The organism is Exiguobacterium profundum, from assembly GCF_042652865.1.
Classification (GTDB): Bacteria; Bacillota; Bacilli; order Exiguobacteriales; family Exiguobacteriaceae; genus Exiguobacterium; species Exiguobacterium profundum.
The window spans coordinates 1,292,841-1,310,776 of record NZ_JBHSHG010000001.1; the positions used below are offsets into that span (position 1 = coordinate 1,292,841).

General features: G+C 50.4%; 16 protein-coding genes and 1 riboswitch. Of the genes, 2 read left to right on the forward strand and 14 right to left on the reverse strand.

Annotation, left to right across the window (positions count from 1 at the left end; translation table 11 throughout):
- Nucleotides 1-156 precede the first annotated feature (156 nt).
- From ACFO4U_RS06690 to ACFO4U_RS06710, 5 genes are all read right to left on the reverse strand, one after another.
- Nucleotides 157-1,371: an MDR family MFS transporter gene (locus tag ACFO4U_RS06690; RefSeq protein ID WP_214757535.1), complete on the reverse strand. Its 1,215-nt coding sequence runs from the start codon at nt 1,369-1,371 to the stop codon at nt 157-159.
- Nucleotides 1,372-1,472: 101 nt separating this feature from the next.
- Nucleotides 1,473-2,306 (reverse strand): MetQ/NlpA family ABC transporter substrate-binding protein, encoded by an 834-nt coding sequence (locus ACFO4U_RS06695; protein ID WP_159562602.1) that lies wholly within the window; start codon nt 2,304-2,306, stop codon nt 1,473-1,475.
- A 30-nt stretch (nt 2,307-2,336) separates the two neighbouring features.
- On the reverse strand, nt 2,337-2,999 hold the full coding sequence (locus ACFO4U_RS06700; RefSeq protein WP_012726857.1) for a methionine ABC transporter permease: 663 nt from the start codon (nt 2,997-2,999) through the stop codon (nt 2,337-2,339).
- The gene (locus ACFO4U_RS06705; protein ID WP_147538181.1) at nt 2,989-4,017 is read right to left on the reverse strand and encodes a methionine ABC transporter ATP-binding protein; all 1,029 of its coding nucleotides are present in this window, start codon (nt 4,015-4,017) and stop codon (nt 2,989-2,991) included. The genes ACFO4U_RS06700 and ACFO4U_RS06705 overlap by 11 nt, the downstream gene beginning before the upstream one ends.
- Nucleotides 4,018-4,094: 77 nt before the next feature.
- Nucleotides 4,095-4,201: riboswitch (SAM riboswitch) on the reverse strand.
- Between the two features lie 450 nt (nt 4,202-4,651).
- Nucleotides 4,652-4,909, reverse strand: coding sequence for a thioredoxin family protein (locus tag ACFO4U_RS06710; RefSeq protein WP_215243786.1), 258 nt, complete (start codon nt 4,907-4,909; stop codon nt 4,652-4,654).
- 180 nt (nt 4,910-5,089) lie between these two features.
- Here ACFO4U_RS06710 and ACFO4U_RS06715 point away from each other — a divergent pair, with 180 nt between their 5' ends.
- A complete protein-coding gene (locus tag ACFO4U_RS06715) occupies nt 5,090-6,145 on the forward strand; it encodes a PTS sugar transporter subunit IIC (protein ID WP_251131798.1) in 1,056 nt (351 codons plus the stop codon).
- 39 nt (nt 6,146-6,184) lie between these two features.
- Here the strand turns inward: ACFO4U_RS06715 and gcvH are convergent, their stop codons facing one another.
- The 6 genes from gcvH to ACFO4U_RS06745 form a co-directional block, all read right to left on the reverse strand.
- A complete protein-coding gene (gcvH, locus tag ACFO4U_RS06720; RefSeq protein ID WP_012726861.1) occupies nt 6,185-6,568 on the reverse strand; it encodes a glycine cleavage system protein GcvH in 384 nt (127 codons plus the stop codon).
- Nucleotides 6,569-6,616: 48 nt separating this feature from the next.
- Nucleotides 6,617-6,970, reverse strand: coding sequence for an arsenate reductase family protein (locus ACFO4U_RS06725; RefSeq protein ID WP_159562604.1), 354 nt, complete (start codon nt 6,968-6,970; stop codon nt 6,617-6,619).
- A 47-nt stretch (nt 6,971-7,017) separates the two neighbouring features.
- Nucleotides 7,018-7,749 carry a hypothetical protein gene (locus ACFO4U_RS06730; protein WP_196430967.1) on the reverse strand — a complete coding sequence of 244 codons (732 nt, stop codon included), beginning with the start codon at nt 7,747-7,749 and terminating at the stop codon, nt 7,018-7,020.
- Nucleotides 7,750-7,838: 89 nt separating this feature from the next.
- Nucleotides 7,839-9,623 (reverse strand): acyl-CoA dehydrogenase family protein, encoded by a 1,785-nt coding sequence (locus tag ACFO4U_RS06735; RefSeq protein ID WP_159562606.1) that lies wholly within the window; start codon nt 9,621-9,623, stop codon nt 7,839-7,841.
- Nucleotides 9,624-9,636: 13 nt separating this feature from the next.
- The gene (locus tag ACFO4U_RS06740; protein ID WP_012726865.1) at nt 9,637-10,809 is read right to left on the reverse strand and encodes an acetyl-CoA C-acetyltransferase; all 1,173 of its coding nucleotides are present in this window, start codon (nt 10,807-10,809) and stop codon (nt 9,637-9,639) included.
- A gap of 18 nt (nt 10,810-10,827) precedes the next feature.
- Nucleotides 10,828-13,239 (reverse strand): 3-hydroxyacyl-CoA dehydrogenase/enoyl-CoA hydratase family protein, encoded by a 2,412-nt coding sequence (locus ACFO4U_RS06745; protein WP_215243784.1) that lies wholly within the window; start codon nt 13,237-13,239, stop codon nt 10,828-10,830.
- Between the two features lie 214 nt (nt 13,240-13,453).
- On the opposite strand from ACFO4U_RS06745, the gene ACFO4U_RS06750 reads away from it, so the two are divergent.
- Nucleotides 13,454-14,356 carry an SDR family oxidoreductase gene (locus ACFO4U_RS06750; protein ID WP_215243783.1) on the forward strand — a complete coding sequence of 301 codons (903 nt, stop codon included), beginning with the start codon at nt 13,454-13,456 and terminating at the stop codon, nt 14,354-14,356.
- A 226-nt stretch (nt 14,357-14,582) separates the two neighbouring features.
- On the opposite strand, the gene ACFO4U_RS06755 is transcribed toward ACFO4U_RS06750, so the two are convergent.
- From ACFO4U_RS06755 to ACFO4U_RS06765, 3 genes are all read right to left on the reverse strand, one after another.
- Complete coding sequence (locus ACFO4U_RS06755) at nt 14,583-15,500, reverse strand: proline dehydrogenase family protein (protein WP_012726871.1); 918 nt, start codon at nt 15,498-15,500, stop codon at nt 14,583-14,585.
- A gap of 157 nt (nt 15,501-15,657) precedes the next feature.
- On the reverse strand, nt 15,658-16,329 hold the full coding sequence (gene trhA, locus ACFO4U_RS06760; RefSeq protein WP_051829405.1) for a PAQR family membrane homeostasis protein TrhA: 672 nt from the start codon (nt 16,327-16,329) through the stop codon (nt 15,658-15,660).
- A 95-nt stretch (nt 16,330-16,424) separates the two neighbouring features.
- On the reverse strand, nt 16,425-17,867 hold the full coding sequence (locus tag ACFO4U_RS06765; RefSeq protein WP_196430970.1) for a carbon starvation CstA family protein: 1,443 nt from the start codon (nt 17,865-17,867) through the stop codon (nt 16,425-16,427).
- Nucleotides 17,868-17,936: the final 69 nt, after the last annotated feature.

Sequence of the window (17,936 nt, forward strand, 5' to 3'; positions counted from 1 at the left end):
ATACCCCTTCCGTATTTTCTCGCCATAGTGAATGGCGTAGATTAGATATATTCTAATCTTAGACTAGTCATTTTTTTATTTCAAGCGACTCACCTTAGAATTCATTCTCAATAGAATGATAAAAGTTGAGAATGCTAATAGTAGGAAATCAAGACATTATCCGGCATTTTCTTCGACGAGTGCGAGGACTGCTTTCCGTTCCCGTACGGCAGCCGCGAAGAAGAAGGCACCACACCCCGTCAAGAGTGCCAAACTTCCGAATACAGGAAGAGACGACTGACCGAATGTATCGAGTAATACACCCCCGATAATCGGTCCGATTGTCTGTCCGAGTGACGTCAATCCCATCGCCCCGAAATAAGTGCCCCGTAAATGTTCCGGCGCGAGTTCATCCGTCAAGACGTCCGTCATCGTGAACATCAACACCTCACCGACGGTAAAGATGGCCATCGCGACAAATAGGACCCACTCTACCGTCGCAAATCCGATGAGCAAAAGTCCGAATGACAACGTCGAAATCCCGAAGAAGAGTGACTTGATCGGAGAGACACGAATCCCGAAACGCATGATCGGATATTGAACGATGAGAACCGTGATGGCGTTCGTCGTTAATAAGTAGGCGAATAATCTCGAGCCTTCTTCTAATCCATCGCGTAGCGCGATGAATTGCGGGAGCGTCGAATTGAACTGGCTATAACCGATAATCGCGAAGATCATCCCGATGATGACCGCCCGAAACGTTCGGTCATCTCTCAGGACACGAAACGTCTCCGTCAAGCGCGGGCGTGCCTTGATTCCGTCCCCTTCTTCAAACGGATATTTGTAAAACAAGATAGATATAATGATCCCGTATAATATGTAGACAGCCGTCACGACGAAGAATGCGGTCTTCACACCAGTGAGTGACAAGACGACCGCCAAGAGTGGTCCGATGGCCGCGGCGATATTAATCATGAAGTAACGGACATTATAGACGATGACTCGCTGATCTGCCTGCGTCGTATCACTGATGAGTGCACGCGAAGCCGGTTCTAGGAATGATCGCGACATCCCCATCAACATCGATAGCATGTAAAACCAAAACAGTTCCGTCGCAAGTGCGAGACCAGCGAACGTGACGGCATTCAGCACGATCCCGATCAACATGAGCTGTTTTCGTCCATACCGATCAGAGAGTGTCCCCCCAAAGAAGCTCATGAACAGACCTGAAAGTGCCGTCACGGCAAAGATCGTTCCGATCACACTCGCTGAAAAGCCGAGCGTAGCTAGATAGATCGCAAAAAATGGCATGACAAAAAACGTCGCCAGTCGTGCAAAAAACGTCCCGAACAGGACGCCCCACGTCAGTGGATGAATCTGTCTGAGCTTCATCCAAATCCCCCCTTTTCTTTCATATATGTAGTGTACTTCTCTTTATGAAAGAACACTAGACAAAAAAAGACCCAGGAGGAAGTCTCCTGAGTCGAAATGACTTATTGTTTGACCGGTACGACCGCACCTTTGTATTCGTCCAAGATCCACTGTTGTGTCTCTTCAGACGTCAATACTTCGAGGAGTGCCTTGACGCGCTCGTCTTCTTCGTCCCCTTCACGCGTGACGATCAAGTTGACGTATGGTGAGTCTTCCCCTTCGAGTGCAATCGCATCTTCGAGTGGGTTGAGACCTGCATCGATTGCATAGTTCGTGTTGATGAGGACCGCATCGCCTTCTCCATTGTTGTAAGCCGTTGGAAGAAGTGCTGCTTCCACGTCCGTCTTGAATTTCAAGTCTTTCGGGTTGTCGACGATGTCAGCGACTGTCGCATCGACCGTTTTGCCTTCCGCAAGCGTGATGAGACCTTCTGACTGGAGCATCGTAAGGATTCGTCCGTGGTCAGCGACCGATGAGCTCATGATGATTTCCGCTCCTTCAGGAAGCTCGTCAAGCGATTTGTATTTTTGTGAGTAGACACCGATCGGCTCGATGTGCACGCCACCTGCTGATGCGAATTTGTAGTCTTTGTTCTCAGCCATTTGTGACTCGAGGTATGGCTCGTGTTGGAAGTAGTTCGCATCGAGCTCCCCGCTCGCGAGCGTCTTGTTCGGAAGCACGTAGTCTTGGAACTTCTTGATTTCGAGTTTGTAACCTTTTGCTTCATATTCTTCTTGTACGTGCTCTAAAATCTCAGCGTGCGGTACGTTTGACGCACCAACGATCAATGTTTTTTCATCGCCAGAACCTGTTTCTGCCTCTTCCCCGCCGCAAGCCGCGAGAACCGTGAATGCTGATAATGCTGTCAATCCGAGTACTGTTTTCCAAGTTTTCATAATGAATCCCTCCAAATGGTATATGTGTGATTATGCTGAACGTTTATCTATCTTTGTGACGAGTCGGTCACCGATGAATTGGATGACGAACACGATGATCAAGATGAGCACCGTCGCCACGAACGTGACGTCGTTTTGTGAGCGTTGGAATCCTTCCAAGAAGGCTAAGTTCCCGAGTCCGCCACCCCCGACGACCCCCGCCATCGCCGTGTAACCGACGATTGCTACGATGGTCACCGTGAGTCCCGATACGATTGCCGGAAGAGCTTCTGGAATCAAGACTTTGTAGATGATTTGCCATTTTGTCGCTCCCATCGATTCGGCCGCTTCAATGACCCCACGGTCGACTTCACGAAGCGCAAGTTCGACCATCCGAGCATAGAACGGTGCCGCTCCGATGATGAGTGCCGGAAGCGCCGCCGTCGAACCGAGCATCGTACCGAGTAGGAACAACGTGAACGGGATGAGTAAGATAATTAAGATGATGAACGGGATCGAACGAAACACGTTGACGATCGCGCTGACGAAGACGTAAATCGGACGATTCTTCAATAAAAGCGATTCGTTTGTAATATAGAGAATCAAACCTAAAGCCAGTCCGATCACAAACGTCGCCACACCTGCGACGAGCGTCATGTATAACGTCTCCCAAGTCTGCTCCATCATAATTTGCCAATCTACGTTAGGAAACATCGCTTTCCACCTCCACTTCTACGGATTGCGAACGAATCGACGCGATGGCACGATCGATTTCACTTGCTTCCCCAATCAGTTGGATGAATAGCGTACCGAGCGCACCGACTTGTGACTGGGTCACGTTCCCGCCGATGATGTTGAATCCGATGTCATGCGTCTTGAGGACGTCAGACAAAATCGGTTGTTCTGCCGTCTCGTTCAAGAATTTCAATTTGACGATTTGACCGCTCGGATACCGTTCTTTAAGGTGTTCGAACGTGAGCGATAGATCGTCGACCGCCCCGATTTGCTTGACGAATTCTTTCGTGATCGGTTGCTCCGGATGTTGGAACACGTCCGAGACTTGACCGGTCTCAACGACTTTTCCGGCCTCCATCACGGCGACACGGTGACAAATCTTTTGGATGACATGCATCTCATGCGTGATGAGGACGATCGTCAATCCGAGCTTCTTATTGATGCTGACGAGCAGTTCGAGAATCGAATCCGTCGTCTTCGGGTCGAGCGCGCTTGTCGCTTCGTCACAGAGGAGAACCTCAGGATTTGTAGCGAGCGCGCGGGCGATCCCGACTCGCTGTTTTTGACCGCCCGACAGTTGCGATGGATAGCTGTCCTCACGACCAGCCAAACCTACGAGCTCGACGAGTTCTTGGACGCGTCGTTTCCGCTCACTTGCCGGTACCCCGATCAGTTCGAGTGGGAAGCTGATGTTTTCTGCGACCGTGCGCGACCACAAAAGATTAAAGTGCTGGAAGACCATCGAGACGTTCTTGCGAACCCCTCGTAGTTCTTTCGGGCTGAGCTTCGTGAGCTCACTCCCGGCGACCTCGATTTCACCGCTTGACGGTGACTCGAGACGGTTGAGTAATCGGATGAGCGTCGATTTCCCCGCTCCCGAATATCCGATTATTCCAAAAATTTCACCGCGATCAATTGTTAATGACACATCATCGACCGCCTGGACACGACCATTCTTCGTATCGAACCATTTGGCGACGTTTCGTAATTGAATCAATACCTTTCCCTCCTGACAACAAAAAAAGCGCGCACGTTTGAGCAAACGTGCGCACTTTATCGTACGGACAACGATTGCTCTCATCTGTCAAGGTTTCTCACCTTGCTGGAATTAGCACCATTTCGGATTGCTCCGCGGTTGCTGGGCGTCATAGGGCCAGTCCCTCAGCCTCTCTTGATAAGAGTGTTGTGTATTCGATTAGCTTTATCATAGCGACAGCTTTTTCTGCTGTCAAATCCTTTTTTCAAAAAAATTAAAAAAAGGTGCCGTCCGAGGACGACACAGAACGTAGCACCTTGAGTCACGGAAGGACAGCCCATAGATGAAAATCTTTTGCCCGTTCAAGATTTACATCCTTACATGGGGGAGATTCACCAATCATCACTCGATCTTGGCTTGGACCGTGCAATTATACGGAACGTCTTTCTTCGCTTGATTTTTTTGGGGGACAATCGAAGGGAAGACTGACGTGTATTCGTATAAAGGTAGCAGCGGCTTCGCCAAAACGTCTTGATATCGGGAATATCGCGTCCTATTTTGTGTTCAAGTAAGATGTTGTAATGAATATACCATTCGTGAACTTTCTGTGTCAACTGATTATTTAAAATTTTCAGATTATTCTAATGTTCCTCTCTCATTTCATGAAAGAGAGGACATGTTGCACATTCTGAAACGCGTACAATCGATCTTGAACTTCGCCATTTTCAAGCTTCAACAAGGCGGGTACGCTCATCACTTGGTAGGCTTCTAGCTCTTTTGGGATATAGTTCGCATCTCGCTTTTCGACTTTAATTTCAGAGTCGACCGCTTCGACGACCGTCAACATTTTTTCCGCCACAGCGCATGTACCACACATCGGGGCGTATATATATAAGAATCCGTCTGTAATCATTCTTCTCACCTCTCTTGTCATTATAAGGGGCGATGGATTCTCATTCAAAAATCGTGCTTTGATGAAATTTCAGAATTTTTCAATGATTATCTTGACTCTTTCTGTAGAGAGGAATAATATGGGTTCTAACTTTATCGCTTTTGTACATAACAGCAAAGAAGAAGGACAGGTGAATGAATGATGACGGAACAAGCAACAGGTACGATGAAACAGTTCACGATGAACGTCTTAAACGGTCTCAGCATGGCGATTCTGATCGCCCTCATCCCGAGCGCTTTGCTCGGTGAATTAACGAAAGCCATACTTCCGTATTTTCCGTCTCTTCAATTCATATTGGATGCGACGACAATTGCGATGCGGCTTCTGCCAGCCATTATCGGGCTAGCGGTCGCCATGCAGTTCGGACGATCGATTCTCGAAGCTGGGACCATTGCGATTGCGACGTATGTCGGTAGCGGTGCCGTCCGAATCGACGAAGGGGCTTTTGTGATGACCGGCATCGGGGACGTGATCACAGCTGGTGTTACCGCTGCAATCGCTACACTTCTTGTCATGAAACTCGCTCCCCACTTGAAAACGTATACGGTCATTGTTATGCCGATGACCATCATTGTCGTCGCAGGAGGCATCGGTACTTTCCTACTGACGTACATCTCCCAGATCACGACGTATATCGGTCTACTCATCATGACAATGACTGACCTGCAACCGGTCCTCATGGGAATTCTGATCGCCATGGCGTTCTCACTCATTATCGTCTCGCCGATCTCGACTGTCGGGATTGCGACAGCCATCAGCTTGTCCGGTGTCGCGGCTGGTGCGGCGAACCTCGGTGTCGTCGCTGCCGGATTCGGTCTCGCGATCGCCGGATGGCAGGCAAACGCGACCGGCACATCGATTGCCCACTTCCTCGGCTCTCCGAAGATTCAGATGGCGAACTTTGTCCGACGCCCCATCATGATGCTTCCCATTTTGGCAAATGCGGCGATTCTCGGTGCACTCGCAGGGATTCTAAAAATTGAAGGAACACCAATCAGCGCCGGGTTCGGCGTGTCAGGTCTCATCGGTCCGGTGAACGCCCTTCACCTCATGCCGGGTGGATTCGCTCTCTTCAACGTCCTGCTCGTCATCGTCTTGTTCGGACTGATTCCGGTCGCACTCGGAATCTTCTTCTACCGTGTATTTGAACGGACGACTCTCGTCGAATCCGATCATTACCGACTCGATTTCGAGTAAACAAAAAGCCGGCTTCTCCAATGGAGAAGCCGGCTTTGATTATCCTTGAATCATCGCTTCGTATTCTTCTGCAGACATGAGTTTGTCGAGGTCTGACTCTTCCGTCAACTCGACTTCAATCATCCATGCGTTTTCAAACGGTGACTCGTTGACGAGTTCTGGAGAATCCGCGAGGTCCTCGTTCACTGCCGTGATGCGACCAGATACCGGTGCATACAACTCAGAGACCGTCTTCACTGATTCGACTGAGCCGAATGGCTCGTCGAGCAAAATCGTACCATCGACTTCTGGGAGTTCGACAAACACGATGTCCCCTAGTTCGCTTTGTGCGAAATCCGTAATGCCGATGCGGGCTTTCGTTCCATTTACTTCTACCCACTCATGTTCTTTTGAATAACGTAAATTTGCTGGTACTTTGCTCATCCTAACTTCCCCCTCAAATAAATTAGACTCACATCTGTATTATAGCACTTAGCCCCAAACGTCCGTAAAGGACTTTTCTGAAAATCCGACGGTCGTTTTTTCACCATTTGTGACGATTGGTCGCTTCAAAAGCATACCATTGCTCGCCAATAGCTCGAGTTGTTCGTCTTCTGATAGATTCGGTAGCTTGTCTTTGATGCCTTCGTTCCGATAGACTTGCCCGCTCGTGTTAAAGAACTTTTTGAGTGGTAGACCTGATTGTTTCCACAGTTCGGCGAGTTCCTCTTTCGTCGGCGTCGATTCGACGATATGGATATATGTATACTCGATCCCTTGTTCCTTCAACCATTTTTCTGCCTTTTTACATGTACTGCATGGTGGATAGCCATATAGTGTCACCATCTGTTCATCACCTCTTTCCTCAATGTAGCACACCTAGAGAATTTAAATCACGTCTCAAGCAACCGTTCAATCTCTCGCTTCATTGTTGGGTTGACCACATAGCGTTCTTCGATAAAACGTAAGATAGTCGAGGCTGCGACGCCTGACTTGCCATATCCTAATACCCCGCCCAACAGGAAAGAAATCATCTTGGGCTGTCTCGACTCGACCCGGCGTGTCGGATTGAACGGGTCCCCTTGTTCACCGATTGCCTTCAAGACGTTCTGAACAGCTGCGACTTGGACGAGCTCGAATCCCGCGAGCGTTTCGCCACGACGTTCACGTAGCAAGCCGACGTATAGGTTCGTCAACGCCTCTTCATAATAATAAGCCGCTGTTTCACGGGTGATTTCGAGGCGTGGTGTCGCAAATACCTCGAGCGCCTCGTCCCGTCGCCAGACGACACGTCCTGGCGTATAGGCGATGGTCGCCATTTCATGCAGTTCAAAGACGGCGAACTCACCATAAATGCCATCATGGTACATGATCTTATGCCCGTCCTTCGTGTTTTGGAACTGATAATGAAGCGGTTCGATCTCGAGCCAGTCAAGTCGATCGATAAAGCGCGCCTTCTGCCCATCCTCGACAATCAAAAAGAAATCGAGGTCCGAATACTCATCCAACCGCTCCGTCTCTTGTCCAATCGACCCCAATGCGAGCAGCATGAGCGTCCCGTCCCGTTCGGCTACGGACCGTCCAATGCGTTCCATCCGGTCGAGTAATACATCTCGTTTTGTCATCATCTCTCCCCCTCGTCTCTATTGTACGTGGCAGAGCTCAAAAAAAGAAAGGATCGACCGCGTCCAGTCCACCCTTTCTGTTAATTTGATTAGACGATAAACTTGTTCGCTTTGATGAGGCTCGCTGCGACTTCGCGCTTCGTGCCGATCACGTTGATTGGCTGGTAGCGGCTGAATTTCTTCATTGCCGAGAGAAGCATACGTTGCTCGTCGCCAGACGCCGCTGCGTACAACACTTCTTTCGCCATGAGTTCGACTTGCTTGAACACTTGCTCCGCAAAGATTTCAGTGTAGCGGACTTTGAGCGTGTTCTTCTCTTCGCCTGAACGGGCAATCGCTTTGTCCGTACGAGCGATGGCTGCTTCAAGCGCATAGATGGCACTGATCATGTCTGCAATCTTCGCCAAGATTTCTTGTTCGTTTTGAAGGTCTTGTTGATACTTCTGTACAGCTGTACCCGCGACCATCAAGTTGATTTTCTTCATGTTCGAAAGGAGCATCTTCTCGCGAGCGAGTGGTGAGCCATCCAATTCTTGTGGCATGTAGCTCATCAGCTCTTTTTGAAGTTTTTGCGCTTCTGCGAGGAGCGGCAATTCACCTTTCATCGCTTTCTTGAGGAGCGTACCTGGGACGATCAAACGGTTGATCTCGTTCGTTCCTTCGAAGATACGGTTGATCCGTGAGTCACGGTAGAGGTTCTCGACTTCATACTCTGCCATGAATCCGTATCCACCGTGAATTTGAACGGCTTCATCAACGACATAGTCGAACGTCTCAGAAGCGAAGACTTTGTTGAGTGAGCATTCGATCGCATATTCTGCGATCGCTTGTGCGACTTTCGATCCGTCGCGCATGTTCTCATCACCGAGTGCGTCCAAGCTATCCTGGAACAAACCACCTGTACGATAGACTGAACTTTCCATCGCATAGATGTTCGCTGCCATCGTCGCCAATTTCTCTTGGATGAGTGGGAATTGGCTGATCGGTGTCTTGAACTGTTTACGCTCGTTCGCATATTGAACCGAGAGGTCGAATGCACGTTTTGAAGAACCGACTGCTCCGACTGCGAGTTTGTAACGACCGACGTTCAAGATGTTGAAGGCGATGACGTGACCTTTTCCAACTTCACCGAGAAGGTTGTCGACTGGTACTTCGACATCTTCAAGGATGAGCGTACGTGTCGACGATCCCTTGATTCCCATCTTCTGCTCTTCTGCGCCCGTTGAGACTCCTTTGAAGTCACGCTCGACGATGAAGGCACTGAACTTGTCGCCATCGATTTTCGCATAGACGACGAACACGTTCGCGAAGCCGGCGTTTGTGATCCATTGTTTCTCACCGTTCAAGACGTAGTGCGTGCCCGCCTCATTCAAGACAGCTGTCGTTTTCGCACCGAGGGCGTCAGACCCTGAGCCTGGCTCAGTGAGCGCGTAAGCCGCGATCCATTCGCCTGTCGCGAGTTTTGGCAAGTACTTGTGCTTTTGCTCTTCTGATCCGAAGAAGACGATCGGGAGCGTCCCGATCCCCACGTGTGCGCCGTAGCTGAGTGCGAACGAACGTGCTTTCGCGAAGCGCTCCGTGATGATTGAAGATGAGATTTTATCGAGTTGGTAACCGCCGTACTCTTCAGGAACGTCTGCTCCGAGAAGACCGAGCTCGCCCGCTTCTTTCAACAATTCGACAGAGAGGTCGAACTCGTGTTTCTCGATGCGCTCGAGGACTGGCATGACGCGGTCATCGACAAATCCAGCCGTCGTGTCACCAATCATCTTATGCTCATCTGAGAAATCCTCTGGTGTGAAGAGACGCTCCGCGTCGAGTGCGTCAATGACAAAGCTACCGCCTTTAATCAATTCATGTTCTGTACGTTCCATATCCGATTCCCCCTTAAAGTAATTCGAAGACACCAGCCGCGCCCATTCCGCCGCCGATACACATCGTGACAACCCCATACTTCTCATTGCGTCGTTTCATCTCATGCAAGATCGAGACTGAAAGTTTTGCTCCCGTACATCCAAGTGGGTGACCGAGGGCGATAGCGCCGCCGTTCACGTTCACTTTCGATGGATCGATTCCGAGTTCACGGATGACACCGAGTGACTGGCTCGCGAACGCTTCGTTCAACTCGAACAATCCGACTTCTTCTAATTTCACGCCAGCCATCTCGAGTGCTTTCGGAATGGCGACGACTGGACCGATTCCCATCACTTCTGGACGGACACCGCCGACGGCGAACGAGAGGAACTTGGCCATCGGTTGCAATCCTTGACGTTCTGCTTCTTCACGGTCCATGACGAGGACAGCTGCTGCTCCGTCTGATACTTGTGAAGCGTTACCTGCTGTGACTGACCCTTTGATTTTGAAGGCCGGGCGGAGTTTTCCGAGTGCTTCGATCGTCGAATCGGCACGGACACCTTCGTCATGCTTCACGACTTTCTCCACTTCCGCGACTTTACCGTCTTCACCGAGTACGTGCTCGATGACCGTCACAGGAACGATTTCTTCTTGGAACTTGCCACCTGCGATAGCCGCTGCCGCCTTTTGGTGACTGTTGATGGCGAACGCATCTTGGTCTTCGCGCGAGATGTTATATTCGGCTGCAACACGTTCTGCCGTATGCCCCATACTCATGTAGTACTCTGGTGCCGTCTCCATGATGTGTGGGTTTGGACGGATGACGTGACCACCCATCGGCACTTGGCTCATCGATTCCATACCGCCGGCGATGATTGCCGTCGCTTGACCGATCATGATTTTGGCCGCCGCGTCCGCGATGGCTTGAAGGCCTGACGAGCAGTAGCGGTTGATGGTGATCGCTGGAACTTCGTGTGACAGTCCCCCCCGGACCGCCGCATAGCGAGCGATGTTCATCCCTTGCTCCGCTTCTGGCATCGCACAACCCATGATGACGTCATCAATCGGGCCTTTATATCCTGAACGCTCAAGCGTTGCCTTGATGGCATATCCCGCGAGCTCGTCCGAACGAACGTTACGGAACGATCCGCGTTTTGCTTTTCCGACCGGCGTCCGTGCGCCGGCTACGATGACTGCTTCCCTCATCTGTATTGTCCCCCTTTATCAGTTCCGTAGTGGTTTGCCTTTCACGAGCATGTGTTGCATCCGTTGTTGTGACTTCGGCTCCCCGATGAGGCTTAAGAAAGCTTCGCGCTCGATGTCGAGGAAGTACTGCTCATCGACGAGCGTACCGTATGCCAAGTCGCCACCACTGATGACGTGTGCGAGTTTCTTCGCAATTTTCAAATCGTGCTCTGAAATATAACCACCGTAGAACATTTCGTACGCCGCGAGTTCGAGCGTCGCTTTACCCGTTTGACCGACGACCGGTAACTTCTCACGAACCGGTGCCGTGTACCCGTCAGCCAGTTCAAGGACCGTTTGTTTCGCATCGAACGTCAAGTGGTCGCGGTTCATCGAGATGCCGTCGACCGCACGATGGTAACCGAGTGTTTTCGCATCAAATGCCGACTTCGATACTTTCGCCATCGCGATGTTCTCGAACGTCTGTTGCGCAGCCTTCTCGATGTTTTGCATCGATTTTGGTGTCTGCTCAAGGAGTCGACGGTACGTGTTGACGTTTCCACCCCCACCAGGAATGAGGCCGACACCGACTTCGACAAGACCCATGTATGTCTCAAGTGCGGCTTGCATACGGGCTGCCGGTAAGCTGATTTCCGTTCCACCACCGAGCGTCATACCGTACGGTGCAGCAACGACCGGACGACTTGAATAACGAATCTTTTGAACGACTTGTTGGAACTTGTTGATGATCCAATCGAGTTCGAACCAGTTCTCGTCTTCGGCTTCCATGAGCATCATCGCAAGGTTCGCACCGACACAGAAGTTCTTGCCGTCATTGGCAAGGACCATTCCTTTGAAGTCTTGCTCGACACGATCGATCGACTGTTCGATCATCTGCATGATGTCGACACCGATCGCGTTGTTTGGTGATGTGAATTCGAGTGCGACCACGTCATCACCGATATCGACGAGGCGTGCGCCACCATTTTCTAAAATGATGCCGTTTGATTTTGCGAGCGGCTTAAGTTTCAATTCTTTCGGATTGACGGTCTTCTCGACATACGTCTTCGACGCTTTATCGTAATACTGGTCTCCCTTGTAGAATGACGTATTGCCTGCAGCAAGCATCTCATCGATCCATGCCGGGACGTCATAGCCTTCCGCTTTCATACGCTCGACTGATTTCTCAACACCGAGGGCATCCCACATCTCGAACGGTCCAAACTTCCAACCGAAGCCCCACTTCATCGCATCGTCAATCGCAACGATCGTATCGGCGATTTCACCAGTGAGACGTGCCGAGTAAGCGAGCGTCTTCGCCGTGATTGGCCAGAGCAATTGGCCGACGCGACTTTTGTTCAAGATGGCACCTTTCAATTTTGCTTTCGAGCCAGGAAGTGACTTGATTTGATCGAGCTCAGGACCTGTAATCGCTTTCAATTGTTCGTATTCGAACGTCTGAAGATTCAACTCCTGGATGACCTTGCCTTCTTTCTTATAGAAGCCTTGACCAGCCTTTTGTCCGATCCAACCTTTTTCAACGAGTTGCTTCATTTCTGTCGGAACGTCGAACGTGTCCTTCTCTTCCCCTGATTCGAGTGTCTCGTAGACGTTCCCCGCCACGTGGACGAATGTGTCGATTCCGACGACGTCGAGTGTGCGGAAGGTCGCTGATTTTGGACGACCGATGAGTGGACCTGTGATCGAGTCCATCTCTCCGATTGAAGCGTTTTGCTTGAGCATCTCTTCAAACGTGACGAGAAGACCATACGTCCCAATCCGGTTCCCGATGAAGTTCGGTGTGTCTTTTGCTTCGACGACACCTTTGCCGAGACGATCTTCAGCGAAACGTGACATGAAGTCGATGACCGGACGGGCTGTCTTCTCCGTCGGAATGAGTTCGAGCAACTTCAAGTAACGCGGTGGGTTGAAGAAGTGCGTGCCGAGGAAGCGTGATTTCAATCCTTCCGGAAGGGCACTTGCCATCGCTTCGATTGAGATCCCTGACGTGTTCGAGCTGAGAATCGCGTCTTCACGGATGTAAGGTGCAATCTTCTCGAAGAGTTGTTGCTTCACGTCGAGACGTTCGACGACGACTTCGATGACCCAATCCGCTTCTTTCAAACGCTCTAAGTCATCTTCTAAGTTCCCGACTTCGATGAAGTTGAGATGTTCCGCTGTCGCGAGTGGTGCTGGATTTTGTTTCAATAGCTTTTGACGGTTTTCTGAGGCGATGCGATTGCGTACTTCCGGCGACTCGAGCGTCAACCCTATCGCTTCCTCTTTGGCTGTCAATTCACGTGGTACGATGTCGAGCATGAGCGAACGAATCCCCGCGTTCGCCAAGTGAGCCGCAATCCCCGCCCCCATTACTCCTGAACCGATGACGACCGCAAAACGAATTGAGTTCGTCAAACGGAGGTCGGTTGATTGTTCGATGTGACTCGTCATAGTGTTCCCCCCTAAAATGAGAATGAATAGTGATTCATTTCACGCGTAAAAAAAATCGCAATCACCATCGTGTTTACTCTTCTATCATAAATGAATGAACATTCATTCGCAAGCGTTCATTTTTCAATTTCATTCCATTTTTTGAATGAACGATTAGTTTTTAATGTGTGTGGTATAGACAACAAGAGTCAAATTTAGAAAGGGGAATGTATACATGCATGATAATCGTTTAAACACTGTCGGTAGCCGAAAGGACTTTGAGTCGTTTAAGAAGAAAGCCCAAGAACAGTCGCACCAACCGGGAATCGATTCGAAGATGGAACCTTTCCCGATCTATGAACGGGAAGACTATAAAGGAAGTGACAAGTTAAAAGACAAAATCGCGATCATCACCGGTGGGGATTCCGGGATCGGAAAGTCGGTCGCCATCTTCTTCGCCCATGAAGGTGCGAACTCCGTCATCGTCTATAAAGACCAAAACGAACTCGAGGACGCGGAAGCGACGAAAGAACGGATTGAGGACTTAGGTCAAGCCTGTCTCTTGCTTCAAGGCGACCTCGGCGAATCTTCTTTCTGTCAACGAGTCGTTGAAGAGACGCTCGAGACGTTCGGTCGAATTGACATCCTCGTCAATAACGCTGCCGAACAACATCCGCAGGAATCGCTTCTCGACATCTCGGACGATCAACTCGAGAAGACGTTCCGCACGAATATCTTCAGCATGTTCTACTTAACGAAAGCAGCGCTCCCCTACTTAAAAGAAGGAGCGAGCATCATCAATACGACCTCGATCACAGCCTATGAAGGAAACGACCAATTGATTGACTATGCGTCGACGAAAGGTGCCATCACGGCATTCACCCGCTCGCTCGCCAAAAACTTGGCGGACAAGAAGATTCGCGTCAACGGGGTCGCCCCGGGACCGATTTGGACACCGCTCATCCCTTCAACGTTTGACGCGGAGAAGGTGAAATCGTTCGGCGATTCAGCAGAGATGAAACGACCGGGGCAACCGGCCGAACTCGCACCGGCGTATGTCTATCTCGCAAGCGATGATTCGACATACGTCAGTGGTCAAGTCATCCACGTAAATGGTGGAACCGTGATTAATGGATAATTGATCGAAGACTCAGTTCGTAGCTGAGTCTTCTTTTTGTGCAGTGCATCCAGAAGAACATCAGGAACTTTTCTTTTGGCTGTCCGATCAAATCGGTCCAGATTTTTGGGTAAGTGAGGACGAGAACAAGAAATCGTAACACCTCCGCTACATAGAAGACCGAACGCATCGACGTTATCCATACATCAAAAAGCACGAACATCCTCGACGGATGTTCGTGCTCATTTTATTTCTTCACCATTCCCTTTAACACGAACGCCACGTTTGCCGGGCGCTCTGCGAGACGGCGCATGAAGTAACCGTACCAGTCACGACCGTATGGCACGTAGACACGGACTTTGTATCCTTGGCGCACGAGCTCGAGTTGACGCTCGACACGGATCCCGTATAACATCTGGAACTCGAACTGGTCGAGTGGAATGTTGTTCTCTTTGACGTGCTCGATGATGGCGTCAATCATATGGTCATCGTGTGTCGCGATGGATGCGTAGTTCCCGTTCGCAAGATGGAGTTTGACGAGCTTCACGTAGTTATGGTCCACGTCCTCTTTTTCAGGGAACGCGACCGTCGCCGGCTCTTTATATGCCCCTTTGACGATGCGGAGGTTCGGCTTGAGCGGCGCAAGATGATTGATGTCATCTTCCGAGCGGTACAAGTACGACTGGATGACCGTTCCAAGACCGTCAAATTCAGACTTCAGCTTTTTAAACAATTCGAGCGTCTTTTCACAACGCTGCTCATCTTCCATATCGATGGCCACAAAGACCCCGACTCGTTGTGCGACCGTCAAAATTTGACGCATGTTGTCTTCAATCAACTCGTCCGAGATATCGAATCCGAGTGATGTCAGCTTGAGTGACATATAGGCGTCTAATTGCTCTTCTGCCATAATTTCAATCGCACGCATGATCTCGTCGCGATTCGTATTCGCCTCTTCGACCGTCTTAATAAATTCCCCGAGATGATCGACCGTGACCGACAACCCTTTCGCATTCAATTCGCGAATCGTCGGGACAGAAGCCTTAAAGTCTTCCCCTGCTACAAAGCGTGATGCACCAAATCGTAGGCCATATTTCTTTGCCAAACTGTTGAGTGTTTTGTTTTGTGACATGTAGATAAATCCATCGCGCAACACTTTTTCCATCTGATTTTCCCCCTTACTTTTACACCCATCTATCTCTATGATGATGTCTGCAATTATTATGACACACAAACGTCATTTCGTCTGTATTTTTGTAACCGTTTGCAGCACTTTCTTCCCAACTTTTCAAAAAAGACAGGCGCCCCGTAGGACGGCTGTCTTATAGGCTTGTCGAAGGTGCGACATAGAGTAAAATACTGAGGAAGATGAACACGCTTCCCGCTAGGACGAACAGATGCCAAATGGCATGGTTGAACGGCAGTTTTTGCCATACATAAAACACGATGCCGACCGAATAGGCGATCCCCCCTGCGAGGAGAAGCATGAACCCTTGATGACCGAGTGATTCATATAACGGACGTATGGCGATGATGCAGATCCAACCGAGTGCGAGGTAAGTCACATTGGACACCCACATGTACTTGCCGGTCGAAAACAGTTTCCACACGATTCCGAGAATCGCAACACCCCAAACAATTCCGAATAGCGTCCAACCGAGCGTCCCGTGAAGGGTCACGAGCGCAAACGGTGTATAACTTCCGGCGATGAGTAAGTAAATCCCCGCATGGTCGAACACTTGCAGCACCCGTTTCGCCCGTGGATGCGGGATGGCGTGCATGAGTGTCGAGAAGAGATAAAGTAAAATCATCGATGCCCCGAATACACTGACCGCGGTGACGTTCCACGTGCTCCCACTCTCTGTGGCGCTCATGACGAGCAAGACGAGGGCGACGATGCTGAAGATGACTCCTAAGCCGTGCGTGATCGCGCTCGCAATTTCTTCCCCGAGCGTGTCGGCATGGAGCATCTCTTTGAGTTGTTCTTGTTTCATGTGCTCCCACCTTCCGTAACTGTTCCTTCTAGTATGGACATTTCCCAATGTTAACGCAATCAAAAACACGGGCTACCGATTAGCCCGTGTCGAGATTATGCGACTTCTTTCACCGGAACGTCACATTCCATTTGTGCTGCCCGCATCGCGCGTGCCCGTTTGTGGAACAAGACGAGAAGCGTCAACGTTCCGAGCGTCGAGATGACGTACGGAAGAACTCCGTCCAGCTTGAAGCCGATCGGCGCCGTCAAAATGTAGAACCAGACTGCATACAACATGAACGTCCCCGGAAGGAGCGCGATGTAGTGGTTTTTCCCTTTAATGTAGAGGTACATCGCCCCGACGAACAGTGCGATGACCGCCGTCGTCTGGTTCGCCCAGTTGAAGTATTGCCAAAGCATTTGGAAGTCCATGTTCGTGAGCACGTATGAGATCGCGAAGAGTGGAAGCGCGATCCAAAGACGCGACGAGAACTTTTTCTGTGCGATTGACATGTAGTCTGCGATAATCATCCGTGCGCTACGGAATGCCGTGTCGCCTGACGTGATCGGTAAGACGATGACTCCGAGAATCGCGAGTGTCCCGCCGATGCTGCCGAGCATGAGTGTCGCCACTTCTTGCACGACGAGTGCCGGAGTGCCCGCACTGATGAGTCCAAGTAATTCACCCGGCTCAAAGATGGCCATCGCCGCTCCAGCCCAAATCATCGCGATGACCGCTTCGGCGATCATCATGCCGTAGAAGATTTCACGGCCGTTGCTTTCTTTCATCGTCGTCCGCGAGATGATCGGCGACTGTGTCGCATGGAAACCAGAGAGCGCCCCACATGAGATGGTAAAGAAGAGGAGCGGCCAGATCGGCAAGCCGTCCGGATGCATGTTCGTCAATGTCATCTCTGGAATCTTGTATCCTTGAGCGAACAAACTGACCGCGATCCCGATGGCACTGATGACGAGTAGTGCCCCGAAGAACGGGTAGATGCGTCCGATGATCTTATCGACCGGGAGAAGCGTCGCCAAGATGTAGTAAGCGAACACAGCGAAGATGACGATGGTGAGCGTCGTTGCATTCCCATCGAACAAGTTGTTGATCATGTTACTCGGAGACGTGACGAACACCGTCCCGACAAGAAGTAAAAGTAAAAGTGCAAATCCATTGACGATATGGCGAAGTGAACGTCCGAGAAACTTCTCCGCTAGTTGTGGCAAGTGTGCCCCGTTATTTCGAAGGGAAATCATTCCTGTCAAATAGTCATGAACCGCACCGGCAAAGATCGATCCGAACACGATCCAAAGGAAGGCGACCGGTCCGTAGAGCGCCCCCATGATCGGTCCAAAGATTGGTCCGACACCGGCGATGTTGAGCAATTGAATCATCGAGTTCCGTTTTTTGCCCATCGGCACGTAGTCGATGCCGTCCTGAGACGCATAGGCGGGCGTCGTCCGCTCTTCCTTGATGCCGAACGTCTTCTCAACGTAACGACCGTATACCAAATACCCGACCAAAAGTAGTGCGAGTGCGACGAAGAATGTAATCATCTGTCAGTCCCCTTTTCCGTACATATGTAGCCGAAACCCCATCAGCTCTTCGGTTTACACGTGTCATGT

Excerpts from the sequence above, each read along its gene's own strand:
- ACFO4U_RS06690 (WP_214757535.1), bottom strand. The coding sequence starts at position 1,371 with ATGAAGCTCAGACAGATTCATCCACTGACGTGGGGCGTCCTGTTCGGG.
- ACFO4U_RS06695 (WP_159562602.1), bottom strand. The coding sequence starts at position 2,306 with ATGAAAACTTGGAAAACAGTACTCGGATTGACAGCATTATCAGCATTC.
- ACFO4U_RS06700 (WP_012726857.1), bottom strand. The coding sequence starts at position 2,999 with ATGTTTCCTAACGTAGATTGGCAAATTATGATGGAGCAGACTTGGGAG.
- ACFO4U_RS06710 (WP_215243786.1), bottom strand. The coding sequence starts at position 4,909 with ATGATTACAGACGGATTCTTATATATATACGCCCCGATGTGTGGTACA.
- ACFO4U_RS06715 (WP_251131798.1), top strand. The coding sequence starts at position 5,090 with ATGACGGAACAAGCAACAGGTACGATGAAACAGTTCACGATGAACGTC.
- gcvH (WP_012726861.1), bottom strand. The coding sequence starts at position 6,568 with ATGAGCAAAGTACCAGCAAATTTACGTTATTCAAAAGAACATGAGTGG.
- ACFO4U_RS06725 (WP_159562604.1), bottom strand. The coding sequence starts at position 6,970 with ATGGTGACACTATATGGCTATCCACCATGCAGTACATGTAAAAAGGCA.
- ACFO4U_RS06730 (WP_196430967.1), bottom strand. The coding sequence starts at position 7,749 with ATGACAAAACGAGATGTATTACTCGACCGGATGGAACGCATTGGACGG.
- ACFO4U_RS06735 (WP_159562606.1), bottom strand. The coding sequence starts at position 9,623 with ATGGAACGTACAGAACATGAATTGATTAAAGGCGGTAGCTTTGTCATT.
- ACFO4U_RS06740 (WP_012726865.1), bottom strand. The coding sequence starts at position 10,809 with ATGAGGGAAGCAGTCATCGTAGCCGGCGCACGGACGCCGGTCGGAAAA.
- ACFO4U_RS06745 (WP_215243784.1), bottom strand. The coding sequence starts at position 13,239 with ATGACGAGTCACATCGAACAATCAACCGACCTCCGTTTGACGAACTCA.
- ACFO4U_RS06750 (WP_215243783.1), top strand. The coding sequence starts at position 13,454 with ATGCATGATAATCGTTTAAACACTGTCGGTAGCCGAAAGGACTTTGAG.
- ACFO4U_RS06755 (WP_012726871.1), bottom strand. The coding sequence starts at position 15,500 with ATGGAAAAAGTGTTGCGCGATGGATTTATCTACATGTCACAAAACAAA.
- trhA (WP_051829405.1), bottom strand. The coding sequence starts at position 16,329 with ATGAAACAAGAACAACTCAAAGAGATGCTCCATGCCGACACGCTCGGG.
- ACFO4U_RS06765 (WP_196430970.1), bottom strand. The coding sequence starts at position 17,867 with ATGATTACATTCTTCGTCGCACTCGCACTACTTTTGGTCGGGTATTTG.